General features: G+C 71.3%; 22 protein-coding genes. 16 read left to right on the top strand and 6 right to left on the bottom strand.

All coding sequences use genetic code 11. The features are described from left to right. Positions 1-154 precede the first annotated feature (154 nt). Both QM779_RS00890 and QM779_RS00885 read left to right on the top strand, forming a co-directional pair. Positions 155-1,351, top strand: a complete 1,197-nt coding sequence (locus QM779_RS00890) for a FadR/GntR family transcriptional regulator (protein ID WP_428530304.1) — start codon at positions 155-157, stop codon at positions 1,349-1,351. Between the two features lie 495 nt (positions 1,352-1,846). Next, positions 1,847-2,704 (top strand): chitosanase, encoded by an 858-nt coding sequence (locus QM779_RS00885; protein ID WP_428530302.1) that lies wholly within the window; start codon positions 1,847-1,849, stop codon positions 2,702-2,704. 7 nt (positions 2,705-2,711) lie between these two features. Here the strand turns inward: QM779_RS00885 and QM779_RS00880 are convergent, their stop codons facing one another. Both QM779_RS00880 and QM779_RS00875 read right to left on the bottom strand, forming a co-directional pair. Continuing rightward, entirely contained in the window at positions 2,712-4,121 is a 1,410-nt protein-coding gene (locus QM779_RS00880) for an ElyC/SanA/YdcF family protein (protein ID WP_428530300.1), read from the bottom strand. A 212-nt stretch (positions 4,122-4,333) separates the two neighbouring features. Next, entirely contained in the window at positions 4,334-5,278 is a 945-nt protein-coding gene (locus tag QM779_RS00875; RefSeq protein WP_428530298.1) for an AEC family transporter, read from the bottom strand. A 189-nt stretch (positions 5,279-5,467) separates the two neighbouring features. On the opposite strand from QM779_RS00875, the gene QM779_RS00870 reads away from it, so the two are divergent. Next, entirely contained in the window at positions 5,468-6,385 is a 918-nt protein-coding gene (locus QM779_RS00870; protein ID WP_428530296.1) for an NAD(P)-dependent oxidoreductase, read from the top strand. A 137-nt stretch (positions 6,386-6,522) separates the two neighbouring features. Here QM779_RS00870 and QM779_RS00865 read toward each other — a convergent pair whose 3' ends face one another. Then, a complete protein-coding gene (locus tag QM779_RS00865; protein ID WP_428530294.1) occupies positions 6,523-7,860 on the bottom strand; it encodes a 6-phospho-beta-glucosidase in 1,338 nt (445 codons plus the stop codon). Between the two features lie 141 nt (positions 7,861-8,001). Between QM779_RS00865 and QM779_RS00860 the strand changes: the two genes are divergently transcribed. From QM779_RS00860 to QM779_RS00835, 6 genes are all read left to right on the top strand, one after another. Then, positions 8,002-9,069, top strand: coding sequence for a PfkB family carbohydrate kinase (locus QM779_RS00860; RefSeq protein WP_428530292.1), 1,068 nt, complete (start codon positions 8,002-8,004; stop codon positions 9,067-9,069). Positions 9,070-9,115: 46 nt separating this feature from the next. Continuing rightward, the gene (locus QM779_RS00855) at positions 9,116-10,498 is read left to right on the top strand and encodes an extracellular solute-binding protein (protein ID WP_428530290.1); all 1,383 of its coding nucleotides are present in this window, start codon (positions 9,116-9,118) and stop codon (positions 10,496-10,498) included. Next, positions 10,476-11,414: a carbohydrate ABC transporter permease gene (locus QM779_RS00850; protein WP_428530288.1), complete on the top strand. Its 939-nt coding sequence runs from the start codon at positions 10,476-10,478 to the stop codon at positions 11,412-11,414. The genes QM779_RS00855 and QM779_RS00850 overlap by 23 nt, the downstream gene beginning before the upstream one ends. After that, complete coding sequence (locus QM779_RS00845; protein WP_428530286.1) at positions 11,411-12,286, top strand: carbohydrate ABC transporter permease; 876 nt, start codon at positions 11,411-11,413, stop codon at positions 12,284-12,286. The genes QM779_RS00850 and QM779_RS00845 overlap by 4 nt, the downstream gene beginning before the upstream one ends. Before the next feature lie 223 nt (positions 12,287-12,509). Continuing rightward, positions 12,510-13,493, top strand: coding sequence for a quinone oxidoreductase family protein (locus QM779_RS00840; RefSeq protein WP_428530284.1), 984 nt, complete (start codon positions 12,510-12,512; stop codon positions 13,491-13,493). A 39-nt stretch (positions 13,494-13,532) separates the two neighbouring features. Continuing rightward, on the top strand, positions 13,533-13,919 hold the full coding sequence (locus QM779_RS00835) for a DoxX family protein (protein ID WP_428530282.1): 387 nt from the start codon (positions 13,533-13,535) through the stop codon (positions 13,917-13,919). A 92-nt stretch (positions 13,920-14,011) separates the two neighbouring features. Here the strand turns inward: QM779_RS00835 and QM779_RS00830 are convergent, their stop codons facing one another. Next, complete coding sequence (locus QM779_RS00830; RefSeq protein WP_428530280.1) at positions 14,012-15,175, bottom strand: M20/M25/M40 family metallo-hydrolase; 1,164 nt, start codon at positions 15,173-15,175, stop codon at positions 14,012-14,014. A 107-nt stretch (positions 15,176-15,282) separates the two neighbouring features. Between QM779_RS00830 and QM779_RS00825 the strand changes: the two genes are divergently transcribed. The 5 genes from QM779_RS00825 to QM779_RS00805 all read left to right on the top strand — a co-directional run bounded on the left by QM779_RS00825 (position 15,283) and on the right by QM779_RS00805 (position 19,783). After that, on the top strand, positions 15,283-16,011 hold the full coding sequence (locus tag QM779_RS00825) for a hypothetical protein (protein ID WP_428530278.1): 729 nt from the start codon (positions 15,283-15,285) through the stop codon (positions 16,009-16,011). After that, a complete protein-coding gene (locus tag QM779_RS00820; protein WP_428530276.1) occupies positions 16,008-16,697 on the top strand; it encodes a MurR/RpiR family transcriptional regulator in 690 nt (229 codons plus the stop codon). Before QM779_RS00825 ends, QM779_RS00820 begins: the two co-directional genes overlap by 4 nt. Further along, positions 16,694-17,812, top strand: coding sequence for an o-succinylbenzoate synthase (menC, locus tag QM779_RS00815; RefSeq protein ID WP_428530274.1), 1,119 nt, complete (start codon positions 16,694-16,696; stop codon positions 17,810-17,812). Before QM779_RS00820 ends, menC begins: the two co-directional genes overlap by 4 nt. A 2-nt stretch (positions 17,813-17,814) precedes the next feature. Continuing rightward, the gene (locus QM779_RS00810; RefSeq protein ID WP_428530272.1) at positions 17,815-18,699 is read left to right on the top strand and encodes an aminodeoxychorismate lyase; all 885 of its coding nucleotides are present in this window, start codon (positions 17,815-17,817) and stop codon (positions 18,697-18,699) included. Between the two features lie 226 nt (positions 18,700-18,925). Next, positions 18,926-19,783 (top strand): hypothetical protein, encoded by an 858-nt coding sequence (locus QM779_RS00805; RefSeq protein ID WP_428530270.1) that lies wholly within the window; start codon positions 18,926-18,928, stop codon positions 19,781-19,783. Between the two features lie 17 nt (positions 19,784-19,800). On the opposite strand, the gene QM779_RS00800 is transcribed toward QM779_RS00805, so the two are convergent. After that, complete coding sequence (locus tag QM779_RS00800) at positions 19,801-21,870, bottom strand: vWA domain-containing protein (protein WP_428530268.1); 2,070 nt, start codon at positions 21,868-21,870, stop codon at positions 19,801-19,803. 4 nt (positions 21,871-21,874) lie between these two features. Further along, complete coding sequence (locus QM779_RS00795; protein WP_428530266.1) at positions 21,875-23,263, bottom strand: sigma 54-interacting transcriptional regulator; 1,389 nt, start codon at positions 23,261-23,263, stop codon at positions 21,875-21,877. Between the two features lie 80 nt (positions 23,264-23,343). Here QM779_RS00795 and QM779_RS00790 point away from each other — a divergent pair, with 80 nt between their 5' ends. Both QM779_RS00790 and QM779_RS00785 read left to right on the top strand, forming a co-directional pair. Continuing rightward, a complete protein-coding gene (locus QM779_RS00790; protein ID WP_428530264.1) occupies positions 23,344-24,003 on the top strand; it encodes a histidine phosphatase family protein in 660 nt (219 codons plus the stop codon). A 2-nt stretch (positions 24,004-24,005) separates the two neighbouring features. Beyond that, a complete protein-coding gene (locus tag QM779_RS00785) occupies positions 24,006-24,734 on the top strand; it encodes an SCO1664 family protein (protein ID WP_428530262.1) in 729 nt (242 codons plus the stop codon). The last annotated feature ends 192 nt before the right edge of the window (positions 24,735-24,926 follow it).

Raw genomic sequence — 24,926 nt, 5'->3', positions numbered from 1 at the left:
CCTCGCGGCGCCACCGACGGCACGACCCGCGACCAGAGGGGGCGGACGGAACCCGGCAACACCTTGGTTCGACCTATTGGTCAGACCATTTCTGAGTCTGGACCTTCGCACCGCCATCGTCAAGAGCACCCGGCAGATCCGCCACAATGAAGTCGTGACACCCACCGAGGAGCGTGAAGGGCTCCACGCCTACGAGGTCGTGCTGAAGCACATCGAGGCCGGCATCCTCGCCGGGACGCACCGTCCCGGCGACCAGTTGCCGCCTGAGCGCGACCTGGCCGCCCAGCTCGGCGTCAGCCGGTCGGCGGTCCGCGAGGCCATGCGGGTCCTGCAGACGCAGGGCCTGATCACCTCCAGCTCCGGCCCCGGACGCGGCACCCGGATCTCGCCCGCCCGCGGTGACGCGCTCGCCCGCATCTTCCAGCTGCACCTCACGCTCTCTGCGGCGGGGACGGCCGACCTCACCGAGACTCGCGTCGCCCTCGAACGGTCCTCGGCGGCCCTCGCTGCACAGCGCACGACCGGGCGCTCGGTACGCAAGCTGAAGGCGCTGATGGCGGCGATGGAGGAGGCGGACGCCGTCGACGAGTTCAATGACCTCGACACCGACTTCCACGTCCAGATCGCCCGGGCGGGCCAGAGCGAGCTGATCGCTGACCTCACGGTGGCGATCCGGCAGGCAGTCAGGGAGACCATCCGCGCGGCGACCCGGCTGCTCCCCAACTGGCCCGACCACCGCCGGGAGATCCTCACCGAGCACCAGGAGAATCCTCGCCGCGATCGAGGCCGGCGACTCCGCGTCCGCCGCGACCCTGATCGAGCGCCACATCCGCCGCGCCTACCTCACGCTGGGCATCTCAGAGCCCGAGGCCTGAGCGGAGGCGGCCGCGCTGTCCAGGCCCACGTCCACCACAAAGTGGACGCTTCTGCGGCGAACTCACGACAAAGCGTCCACCTTGTCGTGGACGGGAAAGCGAGACCCCGGATCAAGCCCGGGGTGACAGTGGCGGCCAGAGCCGACGTCCACCTTGTCGTGGACGCCTCTGCGGCGAAGTCACGACAAAGCGTCCACCTTGTCGGGGACGGGAAAGCGAGACCCCGGGTCAAGCCCGGGGTGACAGTGGCGGCCAGAGCCGACGTCCACCTTGTCGTGGACACTTCTGCGGCGAAGTCACGACAAAGCGTCCACCTTGACGCGGACGGGAAAGCGAGACCCCGGATCAAGCCCGGGGTGACAGTGGCGGCCAGAGCCGACCTCCACCTTGTCGTGGACGCCTCTGCGGCCAACTCACGACTTTCCGTCCACCTTGACGCGACGGGAAGGCGAGACCCCGGATCAAGCCCGGGGTGACACTGGCGGCCAGAGCCGACGTCCACCTTGTCGTGGACACTTCTGCGGCGAAGTCACGACAAAGCGTCCACCTTGTCGTGGACGGGAAAGCGAGACCCCGGATCAAGCCCGGGGTGACAGTGGCGGCCAGAGCCGACGTCCACCTTGTCGTGGACGCCTCTGCGGCCAACTCACGACAAAGCGTCCACCTTGTCGTGGACGGGAAGGCGAGACCCCGGGTCAAGCCCGGGGTGACGGTGGCGGCCAGGGCCGACGTCAGAACGCGATCGTCTGCCGAGCCCGGGGGACGTCGCCGCGACCAGCCCCCTCCTCCTCGGAGGCCGATGAGCCGACGAAGGGTCCTTCCACCGGGCCGGTGCGACGATCGCGTCCCTCTCGTTCGTCGCTGGTCGTCGCGTGTTCGCTGTCTGACATGCACCCTCCCGGTGGTTCCTCGTTCTACAGAACCTCCAGCGCAGGAACCGCGCCGGACATTCCCGGACGTAGGGTTCCCGCATGGGGTTCGCCGCATCCTCCCGCCTGCTGACCGTGCTGTCGCTCGCCGCCGTGCTCTCCGCCTACGCAGGACCGTCCATCGCGTCGCCCAGGGCGCCGACGCCGTCGGCCGTCTCACCGTCCACACCGTCCGCGTCCGCCACGGCAGCGGCCGGGCTGCGGGACCCCGCGGAGAAGGAGATCGCGATGGAGCTGGTCTCCAGCGCCGAGAACTCCTCCCTCGACTGGCGCGCGCAGTACCGCTACATCGAGGACATCGGCGACGGACGCGGCTACACCGGCGGCATCATCGGGTTCTGCTCGGGCACCGGCGACATGCTCGAGGTCATCCAGCAGTACACGGCGGCCAGCCCCGCCAACCCGCTGGCCGCGTTCCTGCCCGCGCTGGAGAAGGTGGACGGGACGGCGTCGCACGCCGGCCTGGGCAGGCCGTTCGTCCGGGCGTGGCGGACGGCGGCGAAGGATCCCGCCTTCCAGGCCGCGCAGGACGCCGAGCGGGACGGCACCTACTTCGATCCGGCCGTCGACCGCGCGCGGGAGGACGGGCTCGGCACGCTCGGCCAGTTCATCTACTACGACGCGATGGTGATGCACGGGCCCGGCGACGACCCGGCGAGCTTCGGTGGTATCCGCGCTGCCGCTCTCGAGCGGGCGCTGCCGCCCGCGCAGGGCGGGGACGAGACCACCTACCTGAACACCTTCCTCGACGTGCGGAAGAAGGCGATGCGGGCGGAGGAGGCCCACGAGGACACCTCCCGCATCGACGACGCGCAGCGCGTGTTCCTGCGAGCCGGCAACCTCGACCTCGCTCCCCCGCTCGACTGGCACGTGTACGGCGACCCGTACCACATCGGCTGAGTCCGGCTCAGCTGACGACGACGGCGAGTTCCTTGCGGGTGGACGCCAGGACATCAGAGCCGGAGTACTTCACCACGATGCGGTGCGTACCCTTGGCCTTGATCTTCGGGAAGCGGTACTTGGACACTCCCGCCGCGGCGTCCGTCAGGGTGACGGTCTTCAGCCGCGTGCCGTCGAGGTAGAACTTCACGGAGCCGGCAGGCACGACATCGGGGGCGTTCGTCCCGACCGTCGCCGTCACGGTCAGGCGCGTGACGCCGGCCTTCACGGTGCTGGTCGAGCGCTTGAGCGCGAGCGTGCTGGCGCTCTTCGCGATGGTGTACGTGAACGACGCGGACTTGCTCACCCCGCCGTCGGAATAGGTGGCCTTGACGGTGCCGGTGCCGACGGCCGAGGAGTCGAACCCGCTGAGCTTCGCCGTCGACGTCACGTCACGGGAGTACACGCCCTTGTTGTAGAGGGCGGTGACAGCCAGCCCCTTCGTGCTCAGGTCCTGGCCGACCGTGTAGGTCACCTTGGTCGGGGACGTAACCGCGACCGAGGTCAGCACGGCCTTCGCCGGTGCGTCCGCCAGCAGCTTCTTGTAGCCGCTCGTCACGTCGAACAGGGCGGCGACGTTGCCGGCGGTGTAGCTCACCGACCAGTCGGCCAGGGGCACCTTGCCCGCGGACTTCATGTCCATGTACGCCACGTTGGCGAGCCGCTGGATACCCCACGGCTTCCCGCTCTTCTCCTGCACGAGCACCTTCGCCGCGTCGAACAGGATCGAGGCCCTGCGCAGGTGGGAGGAGTCGGAGATCAGGCTGTAGCTGGTGTAGGCCGACGACTTCGCCAGGATCGCCATCGAGTTCTTGGCGTTCCCGATGGTGCTGGAGGCCCTCTTCTCCACGATGATTCGGGACTTCGCGATGCCCTTGGCCACCAGCCACTGGTAGCCGACCTCGCCCTCGGTGTGGCCCTTCTTCGGCGCGCCACCGGTGACCAGCACCTTGGACTTCGGGTACTTCTTCAGCGCTTTCAGCGTCACCTTCAGTCGTCGTTCGAATTTGACACTGATTTTCCCGGAACTCTTCAGGGCCGAGCCCAGCACGACGAACACATGACCCTTCTTGGGCAATCCGTCGGGCACCGTGGAGTTCATCACCATGGAGTTGTTGATCGTCGACCACGACTCGACGAATCCGCTCCACAGTGTGTATTCCCAGGCTGAGCCCGCGGCCATGGACGCGACCGCGAGATCGCGGCGGGCGGTGTTGCGGTCCTGCTGGAAGTAGATCGCCTGGGCCTTCAGGCTGGTCGGCGAGGCCGCCGCCGCAGCGTGGGACGCGGGTTCGACGACGATCCCGCCCGTGAGGGCGACGAACACCGCCATCACCACCGTGGCGGCCAGCACCCGTACCGTCCTGATCGGTTCCATCGCTGCAGCCCTTCCCATGATTTCCCTGCTGCGGGCATGCCGAAGAGCGACTGGTGCGCGATTTCGTGGACGTCGAACCCACCACTCATTCGGGCGGGCAACGCCAAATGCGCAGTCGTATTCGACCGCCGTTACACGAAGGAGTCTGACACGGGCTCATCACGCATACAGCATTTGGTTGAGAGTTTGCCCGGCGCTGGTTGAGGGTTGGTTCAGGCACTTCCCCACAGTGCCGTGGCCGCCGCCAGCGCCGCGGGAAGGGTCACGACGCTGGCCAGCGTGGACAGGCACAGCAACCGGGTGGCGAACTGGGTGTCGCGGTCGTGCCGGACGCTGAAGATCACCAGGAACGCCCCCACCGGTGCACTCACCGAGATGACGATCGCGAGCCGGGCGACCGGGTCGATGGGCAGCAGGCCGAGCAGCGCGATGAACACGGCGGGCACCAGGACGTTGCGGGCGACCGTGCCCAGCCAGACCAGCCGGTCACTGAACACCGTGCGCAGGCTGAAGGCCGCGAGGTTCACCCCCACCACGACCATGCTGAGCGGGGTGTTCATCGACGCCAGGTAGCCCAGGACGTCCGAGATCGGCGAGGGCAGGGTCACGGAGAACAGGAACAGCGGCAGCGCGATGACGATCGAGACGATGCCGGGGTTCACGGCGACCCGCCGGACCTTCGCGGCCAGTGCCTCGTCGTCGTGGCCGAACAGGGACGCGCCGTGCGTCCACACCATCACGGTGAACGCGGCGATGAAGGCGACGGTGTAGAACACGCCGTCGTTGCCGAGGATGGCCTGCGCGAGCGGGATGCCGATGAAGCCCGCGTTGGAGTACACCGTGCCGAAGCGCAACGCCGTCCTCGTGTCTGCGTCCGGGACGACGCGACGGTTGAACAGGGCGTTCGCGATCCCGATCGTCAGGGCGAAAGCGGCCAGGTCGACGAGGAAGACGATGCCCATCATGCGCAACCGGTCGGCGTCGAACGGGCGCTGGAACGCCAGGATCGTGACCGACGGCGACACCAGGTACAGCAGCAGGTTCGTCATGCCCTTCAGCGACTCCTGGCCGATCCAGTGCAGCCGGAATGCGGCCCAGCCGAGCGCGATCAGGATGAACATGATCAGCACCTGCCCCGCCGGCACGCCGAACGCCACCCCGCACCTCTTCCCGCTCGCGCTCCCCCGCCACCCTAGGAGACGCCGACCCGCCTCCGGGACGACGACCACCGACCGGTTTGCTCCCGAAAGGCGGCCTTGCTCCCGGAGTTCGGGGAGCAAGGCCGCCTTTCGGGAGCAAACGCGGGATGGAGACCGGGCGGACGGGGCGGCTGGCAGACTCGGGCCGTGCTCACCGTGACCGTCCCGGACCTCGACCTGCTGGCCCGCCTCTCCGACCTCTCCGACCGGGTCGAACTGGTGCTGTGGGACCTGCTCGAGCCGCTGCCCGCCGAAGTCGCGCAGCGGGTCGAGGTCGTCCAGATCGGCCACTACTGGGTGCAACCGGAGCGTTGGCGCCGGCTGGCGGAGGCTCCGAACCTGCGCTACGTCCTGCTGCCGTCGGCCGGCTTCGAGCACGCGCTGCCGCGGATCCCGAAGGGCGTGACCCTCTGCAACGGACGCGGCGTGCACTCCGCGGGGACGGCCGAACTCGCCCTCGCGCTGATCCTCGCGTCCCAGCGCGGCCTGGTGGACGCGCTCGACGCGCAGCGTCAGGGCCGCTGGCACAACCCCGAGCTCCCCTCCCTCGCCGACCGTCGGGTGCTGGTCGTGGGCGCGGGCTCGCTCGCGCAGGCGATCGTGGACCGGCTGCGTCCGTTCGAGGTCGAGATCACCCAGGTCGCGCGCACGGCGCGGGGCGGCGTCCACGGCATCGCCGAACTGCCCGCCCTGCTCCCGGCCGCCGACATCGTCGTGCTGGCCGTGCCCGGCTCTGCCGAGACCCACCACCTGCTGGACGCCGCGGCGCTGGCCGCGCTCCCGGACGGCGCCCTGGTCGTGAACGTGGCCCGCGGTGGCGTGGTCGACACCGCCGCGCTGCTCGCCGAACTGGAGGGCGGGCGCCTCCGGGCGGCGCTCGACGTGACCGACCCCGAGCCGCTGTCTCCCGACCACCCGCTGTGGCACGCCCCGCGCACGATCATCACCGCGCACCAGGGTGGCAACAGCGACGCGACCTACTCCCGCGTGGCCGCCCTCCTGCGCAGCCAGCTCGAGCACCTGCTCGCCGGCGAGCAGCCGGAGAACGTCGTCGCCCGCACCTGAGCGGACGACGGCCAGATCGGATGCGGCACTATAGGAACCGTCCCCATCGTGCCCCCATCGGATGCGGCACGATGGGGACGGTTCCTATCGTGCCGCTCCCGGTTCGCTTCGGGGTGGGCGTCGCCCCGTCCCTCCGGTCAGCCAGCGTCGCCGGACAGCGCGGCCGCGACCTCGGGGATCCGCGCCCGGTAGCCGTCCAGCAGGCGGCGACCCAGGCTCACCGAACCCACCAGCGGGTGCGTGGCGAAGGCCTCCCAGGCGAGTCCCTCGGAGTGCTCGGTGGCCGCCCTGATCGTCAGCTGCTCGACCGCCTTCACCGACTGGACCAGCCCCAGCTCGGGGCCCGCCAGCGGTGCGACCGGACGCGGGTGGATCCCGTCCGCGTCCACGTCGCAGGGCACCTCCACGACCGCGTCGTCCGGCAGCCCGGGGACGGCCCCGCGCCCCGCGACGTTGACGATCGCCGCGGTCGGTTCGCCGCCGGACAGCGCGGTCATCAGCGCCAGCGCGACCGCCTGGTACCCGCCGTCGGTGTCCTCCGCGTCCCGCTGCTCGTCCTCGGCGCGGGCCTCGGCCATGTAGGTCTCCTCGCGCTGCCGGCGGGTCTCCCGCCACAGCTCCAGCGCGTCGCCGGGCCGGCCGGCGGCCTCAGCATAGAACCGGTCCTGCTGCGCGGCGAGGAATTCCCCGCGCGTGCCGGGGGCGGCCAGGATCCGGGCCACGGCCTCCCGGTTGCAGTAGTAGTAGAAGAGGTACTCGTTGGGGAGGGCACCGAGCTGGCGCACCCAGTCGGGGCCGATCAGCCGTGCCTCCTCGATCCGCTCGAGCCGGTCGGGCGAGGAGAGCAGGTCGGGCAGCCGGTCCACTCCGTCCACCTCGAGCGTGCGCAGCCAGCCGAGGTGGTTGAGCCCGACGTAGTCGTAGCGCACGTCCGGGGAGTCGCCGGACGCGCCGACCGCGGCCGCCGCCCTGCGCATCAGCCCGATCGGGGTGTCGCAGATCCCGACCACCCGCTCGCCCAGGACGGGACGCAGCGCCTCGGTGATGATCCCGGCCGGGTTGGTGAAGTTCACGAACCAGGCCTGCGGCGCGACCCTGCGCACCGTCCGCGCGATCGCACGCATGGCCGGGATCGTCCGCAGCGCGTAGGCCAGCCCCCCGGGACCCGTGGTCTCCTGGCCGAGCACGCCGAGGTCGAGCGCGACCCGCTCGTCGGCCACGCGACCGGCAGTCCCGCCCACCCGGATCGCACAGAACACGAAGTCCGCGCCGACGAGCGCCTCGGCGAGGTCGGTGTGCGTGCTCAGGAGCAGGTCGCCACCCAGCGGCAGCTGCTCCAGCACGGCCCGCATCGTGCGCAGCCGGCCGGCGTCGGTGTCGACGAGGGCCACCGTGTCCACCGGTCCCGCTGTGGCCACCGCGCCGACGACCTGCGGAACCCGGAACCCGGCCCCGCCGATGATGACGAGCTTCACGCCTGCACCACCTCGCACCCCTTCCCGCACCCCGAGGGTGCCCGTGCGACCCATCGTAGGGGCGCCCCCTGACCGTCCTGATCGACGTCGCAACTTTGTTGAAGGTTGAAGGGTGTGGGCGGGCCGTGCGAGGGTGAGGGGGTGGAGGGGACGAACAGCACGGGCGGACGCGACGAGGCGGTCGTCGACGTGCTCCTGGCGGGCATGGTCTTCCTCGACATCGTCTTCACCGACATGCAGGCACCCTCGCCCGGCCACGAGGTGTGGGCCGGCGGCATGGGCTCCTCCCCGGGAGGGATCGCGAACCTCGCCACCGCCACCGCGCGGCTCGACCTGAGCACGAGCCTGGTCGCGGCGTTCAGCGATGACGGCTACGGGCGGTGGTGCCGCGACATCCTCCAGCGCCAGGAGGGCATCGACCTGAGCAGGTCGCGCATCTTCGGCGACTGGCACTCCCCGGTCACCGTCTCGCTCGCCTACGACGGCGACCGGGCGATGGTCACCCACGGCCACGACTCCCCCGTCCCGCTCGCCGACCTGCTCGGCGCCGCGCCGCGTGCCCGCGCCGTCATCGCCGAACTCCAGGTCGAGCCCTGGTGGCTGGGCGCCCGGGACGCCGGCGCGCTCGTGTTCGCCGACGTCGGCTGGGACCCGACAGAGGCGTGGGACCGCCGCGTCCTCGACCGGCTGGACGGCTGCCACGCGTTCACGCCGAACGAGGTGGAGGCGATGGCCTACACCCGCACCGGTTCCCCGCAGGCAGCCCTCGCCGCGCTGGCCGACCGCGTCCCGCTCGCCGTCGTGACGATGGGCGCCCGCGGGGCGATCGCCGTCGACCAGGCCACCGGCGAGCACGCATCCGTGACCGCGCTGGACGTGCCCGCCATCGACCCGACCGGCGCCGGCGACGTCTTCGCCGCCGCGCTCGTCGCCGGAACGCTGGACGGGTGGCCGCTGGCCGACAGGCTGCGCTTCGCCGCGCTGGCCGCGTCCCTGGCCGTCCAGCAGTTCGGCGGAGGGCTGGCCGCCCCCGGCTGGGGCGACATCGCCGACTGGTGGAGCCGGACCACGCGGCGGGCAGACGCGGGAAGCACCGCCGATGAAGCACTCGCCCGCGACTACGTGTTCCTTCCCGAGCTCCTGGCCCGGCACGAGGGCCGCGCCGTCCGGCGGGCGGAAGCGACGATCGCGCAGCTCGCGGACGTGTGAAATGGGCACCACCACAGCCGCCGGGCGCGGCACGAGAGGAGAAGACGTGATCGGCAAGGGGAACCCCACGACCCGCTGGCCCAGGGCACTGGCGGGAGGAGCGATCGCCGCCCTCCTCGCGCTGTCCGCGGGCTGCGCCCCGGGCGCGGGCACGACCCAGACCACCGCGCCGGCGTCGCCGGCCGCCTCGGTGAACACCGATCCGGCGTCGATGGGCGAGATCACGCTGACGGTCTGGGACCAGGAGGTCCGCGGCGGCCAGAACGACGAGATCGAGGCACTGAACGCCCAGTTCCACGAGAAGTACCCCAACATCACGATCGACCGGCACGCGCAGTCGTTCGACGACCTCCAGAAGACCGGGCGGCTCGTCCTCACCGGCCCCGACGCCCCCGACGTGATCGAGGCCAACAACTCGCGCAGCCAGATGGGCTCGTTCGTCACCGCCGGCCAGCTGCTCAACCTGGACCCCTATGCCGAGGCGTACGGCTGGCGCGACCGCTTCCCCGCGTCCGTGCTGAAGCTCTCCTCGTACAGCACCGACGGCAAGACCTTCGGCTCGGGCAGCCTGTTCGGCCTGCCCCAGGTCGGCGAGGTCGTCGGGTTCTACTACAACAAGTCCAAGCTGGCGAAGCTCAACCTGACGGTGCCCACGACGTGGGCCGAGCTGGAGGCGCAGCTGAAGACGATCAAGGACGCCGGCGAGACGCCGCTCGTCCTCGGCAACCTGGAGAAGTGGCCGGCGATCCACGTCTTCGGGCCGATCCAGGGCGCCCACACCCCGGCCGACGAGATCACCAACCTCGCCCTCGGCAACGCGGGCGGCGACTGGACGGACGCGAACAACGTGGCGGCGGCAACCGAGCTCCAGGACTGGGTGAAGGCCGGTTACCTCAACGCCGACGTGAACGGCGCGGCCTACGACGACGTCGTGGCGAAGTTCGCCAAGGGCACCGGCGTCTACTTCCTCGGCGGCTCCTGGAACACCGCGACGCTGGACCCCGCGATGGGCGACGACGTCGGCTTCTTCGCCCCGCCGCCCACGGACGCGTCCGCCGGGCCGGCGACGACCGGCGGCACGTCGCTGCCGTTCGCGGTCACGTCCGCATCGAAGCACGCGGACGCCGCCGCGGCCTACATCAACTTCCTCACCAGCGACGACGCGATGAAGGTGATCGCCGAGAAGGGCAACCTGCCGGTGCTGCACGCGTCCGAACTGGCCCCGTCCTCCGGCGTCGGCAAGGAGGTGTACGCGGCCTACGAACTCGTCACGACGAAGGGCCACCTGCTGCCGTACCTCGACTACGCGACCCCGACCTTCTCCGACACCCTCGGCGCGGCCCTGCAGGACCTGATCGCGGCGAAGAAGACCCCCCAGGAGTTCGCCGAGACCCTCCAGAAGGACTATGGCGACTTCATCAAGGGCTGAGCGCCCCGACCGGCGGCTGGCCCGGCGTCGCCTGGCCAGCCGCGAGGGGCGGACCGTCGCGACGCCGTACCTCTACATCGCGCCGGCCCTGCTGGTGTACGGCGCGTTCCTGCTGTGGCCGCTGGCGCGGGCCGCGCAGTTCTCGCTCTACGCGTGGGACACCGTTTCACCGGCCCGTTTCGTCGGCTTCGCCAACTACGTGGCGATGGTGAACGACCCGGACCTGCTCGCGTCGTTCGGTCACGCTGCGGTGCTGATCATCTTCTACGCCGTGCTGCCGATCGGCCTGGGCCTGGTCGTGGCGGCGATCCTCAACCGCGCCCGGGTGCGAGGGCTGTCGTTCTTCCGCACCGTGATCTTCCTGCCCCAGGTCATCGCGATGGTCGTCGTCGCGGTGGCGTGGACGCGGATCTACTCCACCGACGGCTCGCTGAACGCCCTGCTGCGGCTGGTCGGGCTCGGCGACGTCACGAGGGCGTGGCTGGGCGACTACACGTTCGCGTTGCCCGCCGTCGGGCTGATCGGCACCTGGGTGGAGACCGGACTGGTCACGATCCTGCTGCTGGCCGGCATGGGGCGGGTCCCGCGGGACCTGTACGAGGCTGCGCGGCTGGACGGAGCCGGCGCGATCGCGGAGTTCCTCGCGATCACGCTGCCGGCCGTGCGGGGCGAACTCGTCGTCGCGGCGACGCTGACGGTCGTGGCCGCCTTGAAGAACTTCGACATCATCTACATGACGACGCGGGGTGGCCCGGGGACCTCGACGACCGTCCCGTCCTATCAGGTGTACAACCAGGCGTTCGGGCTGGGGCAAGTGGGCATGGCCACCACGATCGGGGTCAGCCTGGCCGTGGTGATCTTCGGGATCAACCTCGTCCTGAACCGGCTCGGCGACCGGGCGGCGGCCGACTCGTGAGCGCCGTGACGACACCCCGCACCTTGGCCGCCACCCGGCGCGGCCGGCGGCGTGCGGGCCCGCTCACCTCGCGGGCAGAGGTCACGGCCAACTACGTGATCCTGCTCGGCTTCGCGCTGGTCTCGCTGTGGCCGATCGGGACGATCGTGGCCCAGGCGTTCGGCCCGTCCAGCTCCGCGGCGGTGACCTCCGGCGGCCTGCACCTGGAGAACTTCGGGCTGGCCTGGAGCCAGGGCCGCTTCTCGTCCTACATGCTCAACTCGGTCGTCGTGTCCGTGACCGTCGTCGTGGTGTCGGTGGTGCTGTCGGTGCTGGCCGGGTACGCGTTCGGGACGATGACGTTCCCGGGCAGCACCGTCCTGTTCTACCTGTTCCTTTTCGGGATCATGGTGCCCACCGAGGCCATCGTCGTGCCGCTGTTCTTCGACCTGCGACAACTCGGGCTGGTGAACACCCTCGTCGCCGTCGCGGGCCCGCAGATCGCGCAGTCGATCGCGTTCGGTACCTACTGGATGCGCACCCACTTCCGCTCCGCCGACCGCGCGATCACCGAGGCGGCGATCATCGACGGGGCGGCGCCCCGACAGGTGCTCTGGCAGGTGCAGGCGCCGATCGCCCGGCCCGCGATCCTGACCCTGGTGGTGCTGGTGTTCATGTGGACGTGGAACGAGTTCCTGATCCCGCTGGTGATGTCGCCGACGGGGACACTGCGGACGGCGCCGCTCGGCCTGGCCTTCTTCCAGGGCCAGCACGTCACCGACTACGCGCTGATGGGAGCGGCGGCGGTGATGGTCGCCGCGCCGGTCGTGGTGCTGTACCTGTTCGCCCAGCGGTACTTCATCGCGGGCATGACCGAGGGAGCCGTGAAGTAGGTCTCATATCGCGGCCACGCAGTCACCCGGACGGGGACTTGGGCAAGAGTTTCCGCCACGTAGGGTGGAAACAGTCCACTAGACGCCGGGGGGGCGTCCGGGACGGTGCACAGCGAATGTCGGGGGGCGTCGCCGTGCGTTGGGCCTGGGCGGTGGCGCCGTAAGGCCCGCCGTCCAGGCCCATCCTTTTCCCTCTCGCAGCAGGGTCCCGTAGATTCGGCTCATGCGCGCGATCCAGGCCCGTGAACCGGGCGACGCCGGCGTCCTCGACCTCGTGGAACTGCCCGATCCGGTCCCCGGTCCCGGTGAGGTGGTGGCCCGGTCGGCCGCCGCAGGGATCAACTTCATCGACACGTACCGCCGCAGCGGGGTCTACGCGATCCCGTTCCCGCACGTCCCCGGTGACGAGGGCGCGGGGGTCGTCACCGCGGTGGGCGAGGGAGTCACCGGCCTCGCGGTCGGCGAGCGGATCGCATGGGTGGACGCGCCGAGCGCCTACGCCGAACTCGTCCGGGTGCCGGCGAGCCGCGCGCTCCCCGTCCCTGACGGGGTCGGCCTGGACGTGGCCGCGGCCCTCCCGCTGCAGGGGATGACCGCGCACTACCTGGTGGCGTCCACCCGACCGGTCGGCGAGGGCGAGTGGGCGCTCGTGCACGCGGGAGCAGGCGGCGTCGGGCTGCTGCTCACCCAGCTGGCGACGCTCCGCGGCGCCCGGGTGGTGACGACGGTGTCGACGGAGGAGAAGGCCGCGCTGTCCCGGGCGGCCGGGGCGGCGGCGGTGATCCGCTACGACGAACTCGACGACCTCACCACGCAGCTGCCGCCGCTGGTGAAGGAGGCCGCGGGCGGCCCGGTGGACGTGGTCTACGACGGCGTCGGTCGGGCCACCTTCGACGCGTCCCTCGCCACCCTGCGCCGACGCGGCATGCTCGTGCTGTTCGGCGGCTCCAGCGGCCAGGTGCCGCCGTTCGACCTCCAGCGGCTCAACGCGGGCGGGTCCCTGTTCACCACGCGCCCGAAGCTGGGCGACTACATCGTGGACGCCACGGAACTCCGCTGGCGTTGGGACGAGCTGATGGCCGCCGTCGTCGCCGGGCGGCTCGACGTCCGGATCGGGGCACGGTTCCCGCTGGCGGACGCCGCGTCCGCCCATCGCGCGCTGGAGGGCCGGGCCACCACGGGGAAGGTCATCCTCGAGATCGGCTGAGGGCTGGACAGCCCCGCCCGGCTGGGGTGTGCTGGAGACATGAGGACGTTCGCTCGCTGGCTGTTGGCCGGCTCCATGGTGTTCGCAGGGCTCAGCCACCTGTTCTGGGCCCGCAAGGAGTTCCAGGCGCAGGTTCCCGACTGGGTCACCGACGTCGTCCCGATCGACGCCGACGGCGTGGTCGTGGCGTCCGGCGCCGTGGAGGCGATGCTCGGCGCCGCGCTGGTCGCGCTGCCCGGCGACCGCCGCCGGATCGGCGTGATCCTCGCCGCGTTCTTCGTGGCCGTCTTCCCCGGCAACGTCGAGCAGTACCTCAAGAAGCGCGACGGCTTCGGCCTGGACACCGACAACCGCCGGCTGGTCCGCCTGTTCTTCCAGCCCCTGCTCGTCGCCTGGGCCCTCTGGTCGACGTCGCCGAAGTCCTGACCCGCGACGCGGCACGTTAGGAACCGTCCCCATCGTGCCGCGACGGGTTGGCGCGGAATCGGGGACGGTTCTCCTTTCGCGCCACGAGCGGGTCAGAGGCCGGTCAGCACCGTCGCGAGCAGGACGACCCGATCGGCGAGCGAGTCCAGCAGGACGTGCTCGGTGACGGCGTGGGCGCCGCCGCCGCGCGGGCCGAAGCCGTCCAGCGTCGGGATGCCGAGCGCACCACTGGTGTTGGTGTCGGCCGCTCCCGCTGCCGGGCGTCCGGACGCCTCGAGGCCGACCTCGGCGGCCAGTGCCGACACCCGGCCGAGCAGCGCGGCGTCCGCGTCGGACGCCTGCCACGCCGGACGCGAACTCAGCACCTCGGCCTCGAGCACGGCGCCCACCCGCAGCGGGGACAGCGCCGAGACGGCGTCCAGCACCTCCGTTTCTGCCGCGGACGTCCCGAACCGGAACCCGATCAGCGCCTCCGCCGCGCCGGGGACGACGTTCGTCCGGCCCCCGCCGCTGAGCGCGCCGACGTTGAACAGCACCTGGCCCGGATGCCGGGCCGACACGGCGGCGACCGACCGGCGGAGCTCCACGAGCTGGTCGACCAGCTCGTCGATCGCCGACACACCCCCGTCCGGGTCGAGGGCGGCGTGGGACTCCCGGCCGGTCACCCGCAACCGCAGCCGGGTCGAGCCCAACCGCCCGACCTTCAACGCCCCGTCGGGATGCGGGGACTCGAAGCCCAGCACCGCCGCGGCACCCGCGCACTGTTCACGTACCAGCGCGGACGCGGAGCCCGACCCCACCTCCTCGTCGGCGGCGATCACCACCCGCAGCGGACGGTGCGCGAGCCCGAGCTCCCCGAGCGCCCGCACCGCGGCGAGCATCACGACCAGGCCGGCCTTCATGTCGTACGAACCGGGACCGCGCAGCACGCCGTCCTCCACCACCAGCGGCACCGCGCCGTCCAGCGTGCCGACCGGCCAGACCGTGTCGCTGTGGCCGAGCAGCACCACCGGGGCCGCGTCCTGCCGTCCCGGAGTGCCGGGAACCGCCACGACCAGGTGCGTGCCGATCGGCGCCTCGACAGCGCTCACAGCGCCGAACGGCTGCCACAGTCCGGCCAGGTGTCCGGCGATACCTGCGCTCGCGGCAGCATCGTGGCTGGGCGTCTCCCGCTGCACGAGCGCGACGAGGTCGGCGACGAGGGCGTCCGGGTCCAGCGACGCGCGCACCGCCGCTCCGGCAGCAGCCAGTTCCATGATCCTCCAGGGTCTGTTTTACGTATCCTATCTCCGGCAACCGCCCGCTCATCTCTCCCAGTGATCACGGACTGGACTCGGATGATACGGATCCTATAGTTCATCTCGTGAGCACGACCGAACAGCTGCGGGTGGCCCCCCTGACCGGCGCTGACGACCTCGCGACCGCGTCCGGGCTGTACCGCGACGTGTTCGGCTACACCAAGCCCGAGGCCACCCTCAACCCGCGCCTGCTGATGGCGATGGCCGCGAACGGCGGCTCGATGGTCGGCGCCTGGGACGGCGACCGGTTGGTCGCGTTCGGCTACGGCTTCACCGGCCACGCCGGCGGCGAGACCTACTTCTACTCCCAGGCCGTCGTGGTCGCCGACGGGCTCCAGGGCTCGGGCGTGGGGCGCCGCATCAAGGGCGAGCAGCGCCGGCTCGCCCTCTCCAACGGGCTCCACCACATGCGGTGGGCCTACAACCCGATCCTGTCCCGCAACGCCCACTTCAACCTGTCCGTGCTCGGCGCGGTCGGACGCTGGTTCGTCCCCGACTGCTACGGGGACGGCGAGTCCCGGCTCGTCGTCGACTGGGACCTCGACGCCGACACCCCTGCCCCGGTGCCGGCACCCTGGGCGTCCTACTCGGCGGCCGAGTGGGGACGCGTCGACCGCGGCGAGGGCGCAGCGGCGGTCGCCCTCCCCTCCGAGCGGAGCCGGGTGACCCCCGAGGTGGTCGCGCGCATGGACGACGCGTTCAGCGGCCTGTTCGCGGACGGGCTGGTCGCGCGCTCCTGCGTCCGGCAGGACGCGGACACCGCCGTCTACGTGTTCACCGGGAGCGACGCATGAGCACGCAGACGAACACCGGAACCCCCACCCGCCACGAGGCCAACCGCTCGCTGCGCAGCCCCGCCGACCGGTACCGCGCCCGGATGGAGTCGACCTCCTCGGCCACGCTCCAGGCGCGCCTGATCGCCTCCGAGCTGGAGAACCTCGCCGAGGTGTTCGAGCGGCTCAGCGCCGACGGCAGCGTCCGCCGCGCCGCCGCGCTCACCGTCGCGGCCCGGCGCCGGTTCGTCGTGGGGGCGGGCAAGAGCCACGCCTACGCGAACCTGCTCGCCTCCGACCTGTCGACGGCCGTGGCGCAGGTCAGCCTCGTCGACGACTCCAGTGTGAGCACCCTCGACCTGCTCTCCGACGTGCGCGAGACCGACGTCCTGATCGCCTTCTCCTTCCGCCGCTACCGCCGCTCGACCGTCGAGGTCGCGCGGGAGTTCCACGCCGCGGGCGGCAAGGTGGTCGCCGTGACCGACGACGCCACCGCACCGATCGCCCGCCACGCCGACGAGGTGGTCGAGGTCGCCACCGACTCGGAGTCCTACGCCGACTCCCCCACCGCCGTCGCCGCGGCGATCCACCTGCTCTCCACGCTCACCACCGCCAGCGCGAAGGGCGCCCGGCGCCGGTTCGCCGACCGCGACCGGATCAGCGCGGCGCTCGGGCTCTACCTGGACGAGACGGGAGATCCCCGATGAGGGTCGTCGCCGCTACCCTGCACACGGTCCGGCTGCCGCTGGTGCACGAGTTCCAGACCAGTTCGCACGCCAAGCGCCACCTCGACCACATCCTCGTCGAACTCACCGACGCCTCCGGGGCGGTCGGGTGGGGCGAGATCGCGTCCGCGTCCCACCCCTTCTACGGGCCGGAGACGGTCGAGACCGCGACGCTGGTCGCCGAGCGCTACCTGCTGCCGCCCCTCCTCGGCACGAGCTGGGAGCACCCCGCCGACGCCGCGAAGTCGTGGGCGAAGGTGCGCGGCAACGAGTTCGCGAAGGCCGGCGTGGACATGGCCTGCTGGGTGCTGGCCGCCGAGGCGTCCGGACGCCCGCTCGCCGCGCTGCTGGGGGGGACGCGGGACCGTGCGGCCACCGGCGTCTCGCTGGGCATCGAGCCGACCATCGACGCGCTCGTCGCACAGGTCGCCGCGCAGGTCGAGGCCGGCTACCGCCGGGTGAAGCTGAAGATCGCCCCCGGCTGGGACACCGAGCCGGTCGCCGCCGTCCGCGCGGTCTACCCCGACCACGACCTGCACGTGGACGCGAACGGCGCCTACCCTGCCGACGACGCGTCCTTCGCCGTCATGCGGACGCTCGACCAGTACCACCTGACGATGATCGAGCAGCCCTTCGCGCCCCGCGACTTCGTCGGCCACGCGCGCCTGCAGGCCCAGCTGGAGACCCCGGTCTGCCTGGACGAGGCCGTGGAGACGCTGGCGGACCTGGAGACGATGATCGCGCTGGGCGCCGGCCGCGTCCTGAACATCAAGGTGTCCCGGCTCGGCGGCCTGACCACCTCGGTCGCCGCCCACGACCGCGCGCGCGAGGCCGGCATCCCGGTCTGGTGCGGCGGCATGCACGAGTTCGGGGTGGGCCGCGCGGCGAACGTCGCGCTCTCCTCGCTGCCGGGCTTCACGCTGCCCTCGGACGTGTCCGGTTCCGACAAGTACTACGCCCGGGACGTGATCACCCCGCCGGTGGAGACCACCGCCGACGGCTACGTCCCCGTCCCCACCCGACCCGGCCTAGGGTTCGACGTCGACACCGAATGGGTCGCGGCGAACACCCTGTCCACCATCCATGTAGAGGAATGACCGTGCCCGCCTGCCTCATCGTCAGCCCCGCCGAGGCGTCCGCCTCCGTCCCCACGGCGGACCGCCTGCACGTGGTCGACCCCGCCCTCCCGCAGGTCTCCGTCACCGACCTGGGCGTGACCAGGGGCGACGGCATCTTCGAGGTCCTCGGCGTCGTGGACGGCCACCCGCAGGCGGTGGACGCCCACTTGCGCCGGCTGGCGGTCTCGGCCGCGATGCTCGACCTGCCCGCCCTCGACCTGGACGCGTTCCGCGCCGCCATCCACCAGGTGGTCGCCGCGTTCGACGAGCCGCACCGCGAGTACTCGGTGAAGATCATCGTCACCCGCGGGATCGAGGGGTCGGGCGTGGCGACCGCGTGGGTGCTGGCGTTCAAGTCCGCCGACGACTACGCCGTGGAACGGCAGACCGGCGTGAGCGTCGTCCTGCTGGAGCGCGGCTACCCGCACGACATCGCCTCCCGGGCGCCGTGGCTGTTGGCCGGGGCGAAGACGCTGTCGTACGCCGTGAACAAGGCGGTGCTCCGCGAGGCCGCCCGCCGGGGCGCGCAGGACGTGGTGTTCACCAGCTCCGACGGCTACGTGCTGGAGGGCCCGAGCGCGAGCCTGATCGTGAAGCACGGCCGCCACATCTGGACGCCGTCGACCTCGCAGGGGATCCTGCGCGGCACCACGCAGGCGGCGGCGTTCGAGTTCTTCGCTGACGCCGGCTACGCCACGTCCGAGGTGCTGCTGCGGATCGACCAGCTCTGGGACGCGGACGCGCTGTGGCTGACGTCGTCGGGCCGCATGCTCGTCCCCGTCCGCGAACTGGACGGCCGCCCGATCACCGTCGACCGCGAACTCACCGACGCAGGGAACGCGGCCCTGCTGGCCCGGACCCGCTGATCACTCACCTTCGCAGGGACGACTGACTGGTTCGTCCCCGTGCGGCCCATGAGCGCCATGAGTTCCGCAACAACACGGCTCAGGCTTGGACCAAGCTGAGACACTCGATCTATCCGTGCAAGCAGAATGGCGAGAACAAGTGGGACGACGGCGGTGTTCCAATTGATTCTGGTGATCGATGGGGGACTCGATGAAGCCGCGCCGCCGACTGTTGAGGGGATCTGCCGTGGCGGGCGCTGCGCTCGTGCTGGTCGGCTGTTCCGCTCTCTCTTCGGGCGTGCCGGGTGCGCCGAGTGACCCGCTGGAGGTCGAGACAGCCGCCAACCGTGTGTTTGTTCAGATCTACGGCGATGCTCAGCAGCGTGAGGCCGGCAACTACCTGTCCTGGATTGCCCTGAACGAGGACTACTGGTCGTGCATGGAGCAGCGCGGAGTCGAACCGGTGAAGCACTTCTCACCGCTGTGGACAAGCTGGACACCGAACGCCACCTCGGGTACGTGGATGGGTGCAGTGCAGGTCAAGCCGTCGCTGCACGCGCTCGGAATCGCCGCCTCGTCCCGGGACGAGTCCGAACCATCGGAGACGTCCGCCGAATACGCGAAAGTGTCGGACGCTTGTCAGGTCAACGACCAGGACATGACGGTCGGCGGTGGCCCCGGGACGCCCGAAGGTGCGGCCCAACTCCTTGCCGAGTTCAAGGAGCTGATCACGTCCGTCGACGCACAACTGGGACCTATTCAGGATTACCGCACCTGCATGGCGGAGGCTGGAATCAACTATTCCGAGAAGTCCGACGGCGACGAGGGATGGCAGGGTCTCTACATGTTCTTGACCGCCAGTATGCCGAAGGCCCCCATCGAGAACGAGAAGCCGTCGCCCGCCTGGAACCGCTACCTCGACCTGGAGACCACAGCGCTGAACGCCGACGAGCGGTGCCGAGCCGACAAGTACCAGCAGGGGCTCGCCCTGCTCGGCCCCGAACTGAGTCAGTTTGCAGCCGGCCATGATTCCCAGCTTCGCACCCTGGCCGCGGACTGGACGAAGATCGTTCAGGACGCTCGGGAGAAGGGGTTCACCGGGTAACCCGGCCGGCCTTGCGCTCACCAGCCGCGCGGGTAGTCCCAGAAAGGACGCCGGGCGCCGAGGTACTCCCCGACCACGGCCGCGCCGAGGTCGTCGAGGTCGGGGCTGACCACGCGTCCGTCGACGCGCTCGGCCATCTGGCGCACGAACCGCTCGAGGCCGGGGTCGTCGCCGAGCTGGAAGAAGGTCGTCCGGGCGCGCAACCGGCCGAGCTTGTCGAGCTGGGTGACGGTCGTGCGCAGGGTCTCGTAGCTCGGCGGGTAGGTGAACCACGAGTCGCCCTCGGCGGTGAGGTGGGCGGTCGGTTCACCGTCGGTGACCACGAGCAGCACCGGTTGCATGGTCGGGAACCGGCGGAACAGGCGCTCGGCCAGCAGCAGCCCGTGGTGGAGGTTCGTGCCCTGCTCGCGCAGCGCGGGGAGCGCCGTCAGCTCGCCCACGTCCATCGCCTGGGCGTAGCGGCCGAAGGTGATCAGCTGCAGCTGGTCACCGCGCCACCGGGTGGAGACGAGGTGGTGCAGGGCGAGCGCCGTCCGCTTCATCGGGAGCCAGCGGCCCTCGGCAGCCATCGAGAACGACGTGTCCACCAGCAGCGCGACGACGGCCTGCGTGCGGGTCTCGGTCTCCGCCACCTCCACGTCCTCAAGGCGGACCCGGATCCGGGGATTCGTGTCGGCGGCCCTTCGTGACGCTCGCTGCGCTCGCTCCTCAGGGACCGTGGACGCTCGCTGCGCTCGCTCCTCAGGGACCGTGGGCACGTCCTCGCCGTTGCGCATCGCGTTCAGCATCGTGCGGGTGACGTCCCAGGGCTCGGTGTCGCCGAATGCCCACTGCCTGGTCGAGCCGGTCTGCTCGCCCGCCGCCCCGGCCAGACGGGTGTCGCGCTGGCCAGTGCGGCCGCTGAGCCGGTCGGCGGCGTCGGCGAGGAAGCTCTTGCCCAGCTGGCGCATCGCCCGCGGCGACAGCTTCAGGCCGCCGTCGGCGCTGCGGCTGAGGTAGCCGGCGCTGCGCAGGGCACGTTCCAGCTCGGCCAGCGTCCGCGCGGACACGGCCGCGTCCTCACCCAGCTGGCGGGCCAGCGCGTCCACGTCGATGTCGTCCATATGCGCGCCGCCGTAGCCCTGCCCGAGCTGGGCGGCCAGCGCGTCGAGCTCCGCGAGGTCGGACAGCACCCCCGTGCCGTCGCCGAGGCCCAGCCCCTCCTCGCCGCCGAATTGCTCCGAGCCCGACCAGTCCATGCCCGGACGCAGCGACTGCAGGTTGGCGTCCAGCTGGCCGAGCTGCGCCATCAGCGCGGGCGACCCGAACGCCTGCGCGGACAGCTGCATCAGCTCCTCGCGCTGCTCGGCCGTCATCGAGTTGAACATGCGCTGCGCGGCGGCGGCCCGTTTGGCGAGCGCGTCGATCAGCTCGTCCACGTCACGTGGGTTCTCGGGGAAGTACTCGCCGTGCTTGGCCATGAACGCGTCGAAGTCCTCGGGGGTGTCCTCGCCGCGGCGGTGCGCGTCCAGCAGCTGGTTGAGGTCGGCCAGCATCTCCTGGACGGCCTCGCGATCGGCATCGGTCGCGTTCTCCAGCGCCTGCTTCATGCCGGCGAACCGCTGGTCGAGCAGCTCGCGTCCGAGCAGGTCGCGGATCCGGTCGTACGCGGCCTTCGCGGTCGGCGAGCGCCAGTCGTAGTCGGCCAGCTCGTTCACGGCAGCGGGGGTCGAATCGGGCAGGTTGTCCAGCCGGAGCTGCCGGAAGTCGCGGTCGAGGTCGTCCAGGTCGATGTCCCTGGCGAGCTCCTTGCGCTCCTCCAGCACCGCAGTGTCGAGCAGCCGCTTCGCCTCCTCCATCGTGGCGCCGAGGCGGTGCCGGCTCAGCAGGTCCTGCCGGCGGCGCTGGACGCGGGCGGCGAGGTCGTCCAGGCCCTGGCGTCCGTGCCCGCCGCGGCGCAGGTACTCGCGCAGCGCCCGCTCGGCCGAGTAGCCCTCCATCACGTCGCGGGCGATCTCCTCCAGCGCCTCGGACAGGTCGACAGGGGGCGCGAGCGGGTCGGGGCCGTCGACGTAGCGGCCGTAGCGGGACGATCGCGAGTGCGGCATGGCGCTACCCGTAGATCGTCTGGCCGTCGTCGGACTCCTTGGAGATCCGGCGGGCGAGGTAGAGGCCTTCCAGCGCCAGCTCGATCGCGCTCGCGCGTTCACCGTCCGTGGTGGCGTCGAACCGCGCGCACAGCTCGTCGTACACGTCCGCACCGTCCAGGGAGGGCAGACCGGTGAGGAACTCCCTGGCGCTGACCTGCTCCCCGGTGACCACGGTGGTGCGTCCGTCGAGCGCGGCGACCAGCGGCCCGAGGTCGATGCCGCGGAAGTGCGCCCGGACGGTCTCGGCCGTCGCGGTGCGGAGCAGGTGCGCGAGGATCTCGGCCTCACGTCCCTCCTCGCCCGACTCGAACTCGAGCTTGCCGAGCAGCACGTCCACCGCTGCCTCGAGGTCGACCACCCGGGCCACCGCCTCGGCCTCGCCGCGGGCGGTCGCCCGGTGCAGGGCGGCGGCGGCGACCGTCTCCGCGCCGGCGATGGCGAACCGGGCCGACACCCCGGAGCGCTGGTTGATCGCCGCCGACTCCCGTAGCGCGCGGGTGAACCGGGCCAGGATCTCCAGGATCGGCGCGGGCACCTCGGCGACGAGGTGCGCCTCCTGGGCGATGACGGCGACCTCGTCGTCCAGCTCGATCGGGTAGTGGGTGCGGATCTCGGCACCGAACCGGTCCTTCAGCGGGGTGATGATCCGGCCGCGGTTGGTGTAGTCCTCGGGGTTGGCGGACGCGACGACGAGAACGTCCAGTGGCAGTCGCAGCACGTAGCCGCGGATCTGGATGTCGCGCTCCTCCATCACGTTCAGCATCGACACCTGGATGCGCTCGGCGAGGTCGGGCAACTCGTTGATCGCGACGATGCCGCGGTGGGAGCGCGGGATCAGCCCGTAGTGGATGGTCTCCGGGTCGCCGAGCTGGCGTCCCTCCGCGACCTTCATCGGGTCGACGTCGCCGACGAGGTCGGCCACCGAGGTGTCCGGGGTGGCGAGCTTCTCGACGTACCGCTCGGAGCGGTGCCGCCAGGCCACGGGCAGGTCGCCGCCCTCGGCGGCCGCGCGCCGGACCGAGGCCGGCGTGATCGGGTCGTAGGGGTGCTCGCCCAGCTCGGAGCCGGCGATCACCGGCGTCCACTCGTCGAGCAGGCCGGACAGGGTGCGCAGCAGCCGGGTCTTGCCCTGGCCACGTTCGCCGAGCAGGACGACGTCGTGGCCGGCGATCAGCGCGCGTTCGAGTTGCGGCAGGACGGTGCGTCCGAACCCGTGCATGCCGGGCCACGGGTCGTCGCCCGCGGCGATCATCGCGAGCAGGTTGTCGCGGATCTCCTGGCGCAGGTGTTTCTGCACGTGACCGGCTGCGCGGAGCTGTCCGACGGTGGTGATGGCTGGGGGTTCACTCACGCATTCACGCTAACCGCGTGGGCAAGACCGGCAGAAGATCGCACTATGTGGACACTGCCCCGCGAGCTACGCTCGGCCGCATGCCGACCCGGAAGCGGCCGCCCGGCACCCTCGTCCTGCTCGTGCGGCACGGCCAGACCCCGACCACCGGCAGGGTCCTGCCCGGTCGGGCGCCGGGGCTGCACCTGTCGGCGGCCGGCGCGCGGCAGGCGGAGAACGCCGCCGCACGGCTCTCCGGGTTGCCGCTGGCCGCCCTGTACACGTCCCCGCTGGAGCGCGCGCAGGAGACCGCGGCGCCGACGGCCGCGGCCACCGGGCTGGTGCCGGTGGTGGAGCCCGACCTGTTCGAGTGTGACTTCGGGGAGTGGACGGGCGAGTCGCTGGCCACCCTCGCCCGGCGCAAGGAATGGCGGGCGCTGATGACCTCCCCGTCCACCTTCCGGTTCCCCGGCGGGGAGAGCCTGGCCGAGCTGGAGGCGCGGATGGTGTCGCTGCTGGACCGGCTGCGGGGCGCGCACCCCGACGGCGTGGTGGCGTGCTTCACCCACGCCGACCCGATCCGCGCGGCGCTCACGTACGCGGTGGGGGCACCGCTGGACGCGTTCCACCGGGTGAACGTCGGCACCGGCTCGGTGTCGGTGGTGCGATTCCCGCACGACGCCCCGCCGCTGGTGCTCGGCGTGAACTCGCTGCACGGTCCGCTGGACGACCTCGTGCCCTCGACCGGATCCGCGGTCTGAGCGTGTCCGCGCTGCCGCGTCCCGAGCCCACGGCCGACGACCGCGTACTGGACCTGCTCGCCCGCGGGCGGATGGAGATCATCGGACGATTCCCCAGCAGCAACCTGACGCTGCTGGTGGAGGTGGGCGACCGGGAGGACGCCGTCGGCGCGGTGTACAAGCCGGAGGCCGGGGAGCGCCCGCTGTGGGACTTCGACCCGGGGCTGCATCGCCGGGAGCGGGCTGCTTGGCTGCTCAGCGAGTGGCTGGGCTGGGGGCTGGTGCCGCCGACGATCGTGCGCGAGGACGGGCCGCTCGGCGTCGGTTCGGTGCAGCTCTACATCGACGTGGACGAGCGCGAGAACTTCTTCACCCTCGATCAGTCCGAGGCGGGCGTGGTGGACGCGCTGCGGGCGATGGCGGTCTTCGACCTGGTTGCCAACAACGCCGACCGCAAGGGCGGGCACGTGCTGCACGGCCCGGACGGCCGGCTCTGGGGCATCGACCACGGCCTGTGCTTCGCCGCACCGTTCAAGCTGCGGACCGTGATCTGGGACTTCGCCGACGAGCCGATCCCCGAGCCGCTGCTGGAGCGGGTCGCGCCGCTCGCCGAGAACGTCCCCGCCGAGCTCTGCGCGCTGATCGACCCCGACGAGGTCGACGCGCTGAAGGCCCGCGTCCGGCGGGTGGTCCGCTTCGGCCGCTTCCCCGTCGACCACAGCGGCCGCCGGGTGCCCTGGCCGATGGTGTGAGCGGGCGCAGCCGTCCCGATTCCAGAGCCTGCACAGGGCTCGGCCGCGCCTGACAGCGAGGTTTCCCGAGTTATGAGGACCCTCTCCCGTGCTGCGTCCGATGACCGCGAGGTTTCCCGGCTTATGACCGGTTCGAAGCTGCTCTTAAGCCGGGAAACGTCGCTATCGCGGAGATCGTCCCCGACCACAGGG

Source organism: Propionicimonas sp. (assembly GCF_049840635.1).
Taxonomy (GTDB): domain Bacteria; phylum Actinomycetota; class Actinomycetes; order Propionibacteriales; family Propionibacteriaceae; genus Propionicimonas.
This window is presented reverse-complemented; position numbering and strand designations above follow the sequence as displayed.

Coding starts and splice junctions, on each gene's coding strand:
- QM779_RS00885 (WP_428530302.1), top strand. CDS start 1,847: ATGGGGTTCGCCGCATCCTCCCGCCTGCTGACCGTGCTGTCGCTCGCC.
- QM779_RS00880 (WP_428530300.1), bottom strand. CDS start 4,121: ATGGAACCGATCAGGACGGTACGGGTGCTGGCCGCCACGGTGGTGATG.
- QM779_RS00850 (WP_428530288.1), top strand. CDS start 10,476: ATGGCGACTTCATCAAGGGCTGAGCGCCCCGACCGGCGGCTGGCCCGG.
- QM779_RS00840 (WP_428530284.1), top strand. CDS start 12,510: ATGCGCGCGATCCAGGCCCGTGAACCGGGCGACGCCGGCGTCCTCGAC.
- QM779_RS00835 (WP_428530282.1), top strand. CDS start 13,533: ATGAGGACGTTCGCTCGCTGGCTGTTGGCCGGCTCCATGGTGTTCGCA.
- QM779_RS00830 (WP_428530280.1), bottom strand. CDS start 15,175: ATGGAACTGGCTGCTGCCGGAGCGGCGGTGCGCGCGTCGCTGGACCCG.
- QM779_RS00820 (WP_428530276.1), top strand. CDS start 16,008: ATGAGCACGCAGACGAACACCGGAACCCCCACCCGCCACGAGGCCAAC.
- menC (WP_428530274.1), top strand. CDS start 16,694: ATGAGGGTCGTCGCCGCTACCCTGCACACGGTCCGGCTGCCGCTGGTG.
- QM779_RS00800 (WP_428530268.1), bottom strand. CDS start 21,870: ATGCCGCACTCGCGATCGTCCCGCTACGGCCGCTACGTCGACGGCCCC.
- QM779_RS00790 (WP_428530264.1), top strand. CDS start 23,344: ATGCCGACCCGGAAGCGGCCGCCCGGCACCCTCGTCCTGCTCGTGCGG.